The 8,383-nt window shown below is 59.4% G+C and carries 7 protein-coding genes; 4 read left to right on the top strand and 3 right to left on the bottom strand.

What is annotated here, in order from left to right:
- Positions 1–221: 221 nt before the first annotated feature.
- Positions 222–1,544: an FAD-dependent oxidoreductase gene (locus tag J7447_RS30655; protein WP_209171761.1), complete on the bottom strand. Its 1,323-nt coding sequence runs from the start codon at positions 1,542–1,544 to the stop codon at positions 222–224.
- A 285-nt stretch (positions 1,545–1,829) separates the two neighbouring features.
- On the opposite strand from J7447_RS30655, the gene J7447_RS30650 reads away from it, so the two are divergent.
- Both J7447_RS30650 and J7447_RS30645 read left to right on the top strand, forming a co-directional pair.
- Positions 1,830–2,765 carry a fatty acid desaturase gene (locus J7447_RS30650; RefSeq protein WP_209171760.1) on the top strand — a complete coding sequence of 312 codons (936 nt, stop codon included), beginning with the start codon at positions 1,830–1,832 and terminating at the stop codon, positions 2,763–2,765.
- Positions 2,762–3,589, top strand: coding sequence for a PhnD/SsuA/transferrin family substrate-binding protein (locus J7447_RS30645; RefSeq protein ID WP_209171759.1), 828 nt, complete (start codon positions 2,762–2,764; stop codon positions 3,587–3,589). Before J7447_RS30650 ends, J7447_RS30645 begins: the two co-directional genes overlap by 4 nt.
- Positions 3,590–3,667: 78 nt before the next feature.
- Here J7447_RS30645 and J7447_RS31465 read toward each other — a convergent pair whose 3' ends face one another.
- Positions 3,668–3,796 carry a hypothetical protein gene (locus J7447_RS31465; RefSeq protein ID WP_286189709.1) on the bottom strand — a complete coding sequence of 43 codons (129 nt, stop codon included), beginning with the start codon at positions 3,794–3,796 and terminating at the stop codon, positions 3,668–3,670.
- 168 nt (positions 3,797–3,964) lie between these two features.
- Here J7447_RS31465 and J7447_RS30640 point away from each other — a divergent pair, with 168 nt between their 5' ends.
- Both J7447_RS30640 and J7447_RS30635 read left to right on the top strand, forming a co-directional pair.
- A complete protein-coding gene (locus J7447_RS30640) occupies positions 3,965–4,867 on the top strand; it encodes a LysR substrate-binding domain-containing protein (protein ID WP_062487111.1) in 903 nt (300 codons plus the stop codon).
- 122 nt (positions 4,868–4,989) lie between these two features.
- Positions 4,990–5,298, top strand: coding sequence for a hypothetical protein (locus J7447_RS30635; RefSeq protein ID WP_062487112.1), 309 nt, complete (start codon positions 4,990–4,992; stop codon positions 5,296–5,298).
- A 641-nt stretch (positions 5,299–5,939) separates the two neighbouring features.
- Here the strand turns inward: J7447_RS30635 and J7447_RS30630 are convergent.
- Entirely contained in the window at positions 5,940–8,375 is a 2,436-nt protein-coding gene (locus tag J7447_RS30630) for an FAD-dependent oxidoreductase (RefSeq protein WP_209171758.1), read from the bottom strand.
- Positions 8,376–8,383: the final 8 nt, after the last annotated feature.

Below are 8,383 nucleotides of genomic sequence, written 5' to 3'. Positions count from 1 at the left end.
CCGCAGCCGTAGACCCAGACTCAGCCCCAACCCAGCCCTAGCCCCAACCTCCCCCTCATCCTGAGGAGGGCCGAAGGCCTGTCTCGAAGGATGGGCAGCACACGCAGGAGCAAGTGGCCCATCCTTCGAGACGCGCACTTTCGTGTGCTCCTCAGGATGAGGGGGAGGGTTGGGGATCGCTCCTACGATTTCGGCTCAGAAGAACAGAAGCTTGAGTGATATTACCCGAGCACCGAAAACGAGCTTTCCTTCGTCAGCTTGCGCTTGCGGGAGAACGTGGCCGTGTTGAGCGTGTGGGGGACATGCTCCAGCTTGAATTGCAATGGCGTGGCGTCATGGTCATTGCCAGCTTCGCAGTAACCGATCAGATCCGTCATCAGGCGCCCGGCAACGGTTGCGTTCTTGAACTGATTGCCGCTGGTTCCGATGGCCAGGTAGTAGCCATCGACATTGGTGCGGTCGTAAATCGGGAGCCAGTCGTCCGTCGCATCATAGAGCGCTGCAACCCCCACAGGGTGTTGGGAAACGCCCAGCTCGGGTACTCGTTGAGAGTAGCGGTAGGCATAGGTGAGACCGCGGTCGGTGAGGTCCATCGCGAAATCGTCGGGATCTTCCACAAGATGCGGGTCGCAGGCAGGGTTCTGGCTGCCGATCATCAACTGGCCGCCGCCACCGGGCTTGACGTAGACGGAGATGTCGTTGTCTGAAACGACCAGACCTTCGCGGGAATAATTCAGACTTTGGGGCGGGGCGATCTGAACCACTTCCTGGCGCAGCGGGCGGTGGCCGATCTTCAGTCCGGTTTCGCCTTCCAGGAGCGCGTTCACCTTGCCGGAATGCGGGCCAGCGACATTGATGACGATAGGTGCCGGGATATGTTCGCCGTTTTCAGTGAGAACACCGGTGACACGGTTGTTCTCTACCGGAATCTTGACGATCCTGGTCTTGAAGCGGAACTGCGCCCCAAGCCTGGCTGCCGCATCCTTCAGGTTGCGGGCGGCGATTTGCGGATCGTCGACGTAGCCACCTGCCGGGAAGAAGACGCCGCCCTGAAGCGCGCCACCGGTCGGCATGCCGAAGTCGTCGTCATCCATGGTTTTCGCCGGGGCGAAACAGTCCAGGTTGTAGCCTGGGAGTTCCTGTGTGATGCGGTCGGCCGACCAGTGTTCATAAGGAATGCCGAGGGCGTCGGCATGTTCCAGAACATGCTTCTGGTAGTTGTCGGATGCGGTCTTCATCACCAGGGTGCCGGTCTCGATGAAATGCGCCAGTTCCCCGGCGTCTTCCGTTTCCAGATAGGCCTGCCAGTTCTTCCAGTCGTGATAGCCTTCAAGGGCCATCGCCGTGCCGTCGCGCGTGGAATAATAGGTGCGGATCACCGCCGCGGAACTGGAGGTGGAGCCATAGCCGGCTGCCGGCAGGGCGTCGACATTCAGTGTCTTGTAGCCATTGCGTGTCATGGACAATGCGATGGCGCAACCGATGATGCCGGCACCGATGATAATCACGTCATGACGGTTCGGCGTTTCGTTTGATGTTGGCATGGCTGTCCTTCCTTCCGGCGTTTCGCCCAGAACAGAGGACAGCCCCTTTTTTGTCTAGCGGCAAAACCGCCACTTGATGTTCCGATCCAGTCATATCGTTTGTCGGAAAGGCTGCAGATGCAGCTAAAAATCATCATCTGTTTACAAATAAAACCATGATGCTGATTTTGCTAAATATCGTGGAATTTGTTCTCAAGTCTCAAATTGTCCTGAAGATGGCCTGCGCGCATAGTCAAACCAGTTCATGTCGGTTTACGCCGATTTTTCAAACATTTGGAGACTTCCTTGCCGCGCGCGAAATTCTGCGAGTGGCCGACATTGGCCCTGATTCTGGTCACCTCGTCGGCTTGGTTTTTGTTGATAGGGTTCTATTCCGAGCTTGGACCTTTCGTGGTCTGCCCCCTGGCAGCGATCCTGGTGACACTGCAATCCTCACTGCAACACGAGGTACTTCATGGTCACCCCACGCGCAGTCCCGCACTCAACGAAGCCCTGGTCTACTGCTCGTTCGGCCTGTGCGTGCCGTATCGCCGCTTCAAGTCTCTTCACCTGCGCCATCATAACAACGACCGGCTGACGGATCCCTATGACGATCCGGAAAGCTACTATCTGGCCTGGGCGGACTGGCAGAGCCTTCCTCGTCCGATACAAATGATCCTGACGATCAACAACACGCTATTGGGTCGGCTGCTGATCGGGCCGATGGTATCGATGGTCGGTTTCGTGGGAGCCGAAATCCGGATGATGCTTGCGGGGGACAAGGTCGTCATGCGCGCCTGGGCACATCATGTTGCCGGTGTGGTGCCGCTTGTCCTGTTTGTCACTCTGGTCAGCGGCATGCCGTTCTGGCTGTATGTTCTCGGCGTCGCCTATCCGGGCATGAGCCTGTTGATGCTGCGCACCTATGCGGAACACCGTGCGCATGAACATGCGGAAGCGCGGTCGATCATCGTCGAGTTCTGCCCGGTGTTCTCGCTTCTGTTTCTGAACAATAATCTCCATGTCGTTCATCACGCCAATCCGCGTGCACCCTGGTATCATCTTCCGAAGATCTACCGCGCTGCCCGCTCGGAATGGCAGGAGCGGAACGGCGGCTATGTCTTTGCGAGCTATTTCCAGTTGGCCAGGCACTATTTTTTCAAGGTGAAGGAGCCCGTTGTGCACCCGATCAAATACAATGAGACCAGCGGATTTCCTGCCGCGGAAAAGGCGGTGTCTTGACCGGTGGATCTTTTCTAGCTGTCCGGCTGCCGATGTACGACTGGCCGGAGGTACGTCATGCCACGCGGGATCTTGAAAGCGCGCTCCAGGGCGCGCTTTGCCGCGTTCTGGGACTGAGTGAAGGCGATATCCGGCCATGGCAGGATGGGCAAGATCTGGTGGAGGCCTGGACGGACCCGGATCTCCTCTTGTCGCAAACCTGCGGATACCCCCTGACCCATGCACTTGCGGACAAGGTCCGGCTCGTGGGGGCGCCTCACTACGAGGCCGAAGGGTGCGATGGCCCAAGATATTGCAGTCAGCTGATCGTCAAGCGTGACAGCTCCCACCAAAACCTGGAGGGCCTGCGCGGTCACCGGGCGGTTTTCAACGGATCGGACAGCCAGTCAGGCATGAATACTTTCCGTCATGCGGTGGCGCAGCTTGATACTGAGGGCGCTTTCTTTTCAGACGTCATTGTGAGCGGGAGCCACCTGGCGTCGTTGAAGGCCGTTGCGGAGGGCAAGGCCGACATCGCATCCATTGATTCAGTCTGCTGGGCACTGGTCTGCCGGGAAATACCGGAGCTGGCGGCGCAAGTTCGGCCGCTTGGCCGCACAGCATCTGCGCCCGGGTTGCCGCTGATCACTTCCCGCCGTTTCAGCGATGCGGAACACGCACTTATTAGCGATGCCGTTGCCGAGGTGCTTTCAGCGCCTGAAACGCAACAAAGCCGTGAACGCCTTGGCATTCACGGCTTTTCGAAACTGTCTTCCGACGATTACGCGGTCATCTTGAAGATGGAAGCCGAGGCGGCAGAGCGCGGGTATCCCGTGCTGGCCTGACGCTGGTTTCGCACCCTCTGGAAAATTGTCAGATTGCCGGCTTCACGCCGGCAATCGGCAGTTATCCAGATCGTCAGATCAGCGTTTCTTGGACTTCTGAGCTTCGCGCTGGCGCAGGGCCTGGTTCATACGAGCCAGCTCTGCCGTGGTGTGTCCGCTGACGACACTCATGAGGTTGGTGCCGAGGGCTTGTGCAAGATAGGTCATGGCGTTGCCAATCCTGAGCGTATTCGATTGTTACAAGAAAGTGCGGTCCACTGCTTAAACGCGAGGCCGCTTGCCTGCTATATGGGCAGAACTTGCAGTTCAATCAATCGAATAGTATTTATCTATTCGTTCAAAAAAATTGAACTGAACTTCCGGGAAATCTGGACCATGCAAAAGTTGCCCGGCACCGGCATGCCGCTGATCGATCTGGATCTTTACAGGACCTTTTTGGTGATCGCGGAAACCTCAAGTTTTTCAAAAGCTTCCGAGCTTGTTGGGCGAACGCCGTCAGCAGTTTCAATGCAGATCAAAAAACTTGAATCGATCCTCGGGGTTTCGGTGTTCGCCCGGGAAGGGCGCACCGTACGTATGACTACGGAAGGCGAAGCTTTGCTTGGATATGCGCGGCGTATCCTGATGCTGAACGAGGAAGCTGTTTCGCTGTTCCTGTCTCCTGAAGTGGAAGGCGAAGTCCGCTTCGGAGCGCCGTCCGATTTCGGCACCAGGTTCCTGCCCAACATTCTTTCACGCTTTGCACGCTCTCATCCTGGTGTGAATGTGGACGTGCATCTCGATGGCAGTCCGATGCTGGACGAGAAAGTGAAGAAGGGGGAGCTGGACCTTGCGCTCTTTACCGCCCGTCCAGGTACCGCACTGGCGCGGGGAGGCACAATCGTCTTCACCGAGCCGCTGGTCTGGGTAGGACTGGAAGGTGGTATCGCCTATGAGCGCGATCCGTTGCCGCTTGCCGTTTCCACGCCCGGGTGCCCCTGGCGCAGAGCTGCGCGGGTTGCGCTGGACGATGCCCAGAAGCCTTACCGCGTTTCCTACACCAGCTTTCACAGTGCCGGCCAGGAAGCCGCACTTCTGGCGGACCTTGCCGTGGCTCCCTTTCCGGCGAGTGTGGTCGAGGCGCCCCTGATGGCCCTGGACGAACGGCATGGCCTGCCGGAAATCGGCGACTATCACATTCTCATGGCCGAGCGGGCCCATGCGGGCAAAGCCACTCATGCGTTCGCCAAGCATGTTGCCGAAAGCTTCAAGGACCTCAGCCACGGCGTCTCGGTCTGAAGTCAGTCTGTCGCGTTAACCATAATTTCCGTTTCACGGGACAAACCCGCAGGACCTCTGGCGCAAAAGTTAACGAGCGGTTACGATTCATGGTAAATGAAGCGTTAACAGCGAGACGTGTCATGAATTCCATCTGCAAAACCCTGCTGGCCGCAGCCGGCATGAGCATCGCCCTTGGAGCCGCAGCGCAGGCCGAAAGCGGCACGACGCGCATTGTCCACGACGAACCTTATGGTGCCATCGTGACCAAGGAAGCCGGTGTGCTGGTGTTCCGCGGCCTGCCACCGACCCGCAAGGTAATCGTCAATCCGGACGGCAAGACGCCGCTGGAACTGAAGCAGACCGAAGTGACCGAGACCAACGTGATGGTTTTTGCCGATCAAAGCGATTACGTGCGCGCCCTCGGCCCGAAGATCATCCGGTTGAAGTAAAGTCCGAGAACCGGTCTGCAGGCGTGTTCTGATAAGCCGACTGGCGTCTGCCATCGGTTTGCTTAGGTCGCATTATTATCTGCCAGTCGCCACCAAACTCCTCATCCGGAGGAGGGCTGAAAGCCCGTCTCTAAGGATGGGCCACTTGTGTTGGCGTTTGTCGCCCATCCTTCGAGACGGCGCTTCGCACCTCCTCAGGATGAGGGGGGAGAAGTTCGGGATGAGGGGAGCGGAAAGCGGAGTTCAGCAAAGGCGAAGAATCGGGGTGTTCCGGATGGAGTGACTGCGCAGGTCTCTGAATCGATCTGTCGCTCTGCGCTCTGCGCTCTTCGGAACTCGGCAGGTATCCTCAGTGCTGGGACGCTCTTGTCCGCTCAACTGTCCTCGTCTTCCCTGCCTTTTCGTGCCGACCCCACCTCCGGTAAATCCTAATCGTTCCCTACACCAACCCCTCATCCTGAGGAGGGCCGGAGGCCCGTCTCGAAGGATGGCCGCTTGTTCCTGAGTATGCTGCCCATCCTTCGAGACGGCGCTTTGCGCCTCCTCAGGATGAGGTTGAGGGGAGCCCGGGAGGATAGGGGGAGGTGGAGTTCAGGCGGGGGAGGCGGTCGTCGGGGTGTTGGTCCGACGACCGGATGCATTCACATGCGCATGCGTTCGGCTTTCGGGTCGAACAGCGGTTCGCTGATGATGGTGGCCTTGCGGCGCTCGCCGAGGATTTCGATCTCGAAGGCGCCTTCCTGCGTGTTCGTTGCCAGTTCCGAGGGAATATACCCTTGTGCGAGGGATTTCCGCAGGTAGTGGGCGTAGCCGCCGGAGGTCACCCAACCGATCACCTTGCCGTCGTGCCACACGGGCTCATCGCCCATGACGTCGGCGTCCGACGCGTCGGCCACGAAGCTGACACGCAGGCGCTTCGGTCCTTCATCGAATTCTTTCTGAGCCGCCTCCTTGCCGATGAAGGTGTCCTTGGACAGCTTCACGAACCGGCCAAGATCTGCTTCGAATGCGCCGTAGATCGGGCGGAACTCGCGGAACCAGGTGCCGAAGTTCTTTTCCAGTCGCAGGCAGAGCAGGGCGCGCATGCCGAAGTTGACGATGTTGAACTCGGCTCCGGCCTTCATCAGCGCATCATAGACCTGACGCTGGTACTCCGGCGCCATCCAGATCTCGTAGCCAAGGTCGCCCGTGTAGGTGATGCGGTTGACCTTGCAGGGAGCGTTGGCAACGTCCATTTCGCGGAAGTCCATGAACCGGAAGGCCTCGCCCGAGACATCGTCTCCGGTGATCTTCTCCAGAACCTTGCGCGAATTGGGACCGGCGATGGAGAGGCCAACCCAGCCGAGGTTGATTGCGCGGATCGTCACCGAGCCGTCCTCTGGCAGGTGCTTCTCGAACCAGCGCATGTGATAGATCTCGGCCTGAGACGAGCCCCACATGTAGAACTTCTGGTCGCTGGCCCGGGCGATGGTGAAATCGCCGATCAGTTTGCCGTTCTCGTTCAGCATCGGCGTCAGGATGATGCGGCCGACCTTCGGCATTGTGTTGGTCATCAATAGCGACAGGAAGCTTTCCGCGCCGGGCCCTGTGATCTCGTATTTGGCGAAGTTCGCCGTCTCCGTCACGCCCACGCTCTCGCGCACAGCCCGGCACTCGGCGCCGATGTGCTCAAAATCGTTGGAGCGGTGGTAGGAAACGATGTCCCTGGCTTCCACGCCTTCCGGAGCGAACCAGAGCGGTGTTTCCAGGCCCCAGCTGTCGCCCATGACGGCGCCTTGCGCCAGCATGCGGTCGTAAAGCGGGGTTGTCTGCTGCGGGCGGGCGGCCGGAAGTTCCTCGTTGGGGAAACGGATCCGGAACCGGCGGCGGTAATTTTCCTGAACCTTGGCATTGGTATAGGAGAGCGTTGCCCAGGTGCCGTAGCGGGCAACATCCATGCCCCAGATGTCGTAGCCGGGATCGCCGTTGATCATCCAGTTGGCGAGCGTCAGGCCGACACCGCCGCCCTGGCTGAACCCGGCCATGACGCCGCAGGCAACCCAGTAGTTCCGAAGACCGCGAACCGGGCCGACCAGCGGGTTGCCATCCGGCGCGAAGGTGAAAGGCCCGTTGATGATCTGCTTGATGCCGGCATTCTGCAGGGCGGGGAAATGCTCGAAGCCGACTTCCAGCTCCGGCGCGATCCGGTCGAGATCCGGCGCCAGCAGTTCGTGGCCGAAATCCCAGGGGGTCTGGCGCGGGCTCCAGGGGCGGCAGTTCTGCTCGTAGGTGCCGAGCAGCACGCCCTTGCCTTCCTGACGGGTGTAGATCTCACCGCCGAAATCCAGAACGCCGATCAGTTCCTTGCCAGTGGCCTCGTTGTGTGAGGTCACTTCCTCCATTTCATCGGTCAGGAGGTACATGTGCTCCATGGCGAGCACCGGCAGTTCGATGCCGACCATGCGTCCGCATTCGCGTGCCCACAGGCCACCCGCGTTGACCACGTGTTCAGCGTGGATCGTGCCCTTGTTGGTGATGACATCCCAGGTGCCGTCGGGCGTTTGAACCAGTTCTTCCACCTTGGTGTGGCGCAGGACTGTCGCGCCGTTGACGCGGGCCGCCTTGGCATAGGCATGGGTGGTGCCGGAGGGGTCGAGATGGCCTTCAATCGGGTCCCAGAGCGCGCCGATGAAGTGTTTCTCGTCCAGAAGCGGGAACATCTTCTTGGCTTCGGAGACCGAGATCAGCTCCAGGTCCATGCCGAGATAGCGCCCCTTGGCCTGGGCAAGACGCAGGAAATCCATTCGCTCGGGCGTATCGGCCAGCATGACGCCGCCGGTCAGGTGCAGGCTGCAGGACTGGCCGGAAATTTCTTCCAGTTCCTTGTAGAGGTCGACGGTGTAACTTTGCAGCTGGGCTACGTTCGGATCACCGTTCAGGGTGTGGAAGCCGCCCGCTGCGTGCCAGGAGGAGCCGGATGTCAGTTCGTCGCGCTCGATCAGCGTGACGTCTTTCCAGCCGAGCTTGGTCAGGTGATACAGAACGCTGCAGCCGACAACGCCACCGCCAATGACAACAACCTGAGTGTGGGTATTCATGCAATCTG

The sequence above is a fragment of the Labrenzia sp. R5_0 genome, assembly GCF_017743835.1.
GTDB classification, from domain to species: Bacteria; Pseudomonadota; Alphaproteobacteria; order Rhizobiales; family Stappiaceae; genus Roseibium; species Roseibium algicola.
Note: the sequence above shows the minus strand (reverse complement) of the source record. Positions and strands in the feature narration are given on the sequence as shown.

Bases quoted from the DNA above. Each gene is read 5' to 3' on its own strand.
- J7447_RS30630 (WP_209171758.1), bottom strand. From the start codon at position 8,375: ATGAATACCCACACTCAGGTTGTTGTCATTGGCGGTGGCGTTGTCGGC.
- J7447_RS30640 (WP_062487111.1), top strand. From the start codon at position 3,965: ATGCAAAAGTTGCCCGGCACCGGCATGCCGCTGATCGATCTGGATCTT.
- J7447_RS30655 (WP_209171761.1), bottom strand. From the start codon at position 1,544: ATGCCAACATCAAACGAAACGCCGAACCGTCATGACGTGATTATCATC.
- J7447_RS30635 (WP_062487112.1), top strand. From the start codon at position 4,990: ATGAATTCCATCTGCAAAACCCTGCTGGCCGCAGCCGGCATGAGCATC.
- J7447_RS31465 (WP_286189709.1), bottom strand. From the start codon at position 3,796: ATGACCTATCTTGCACAAGCCCTCGGCACCAACCTCATGAGTGTCGTC.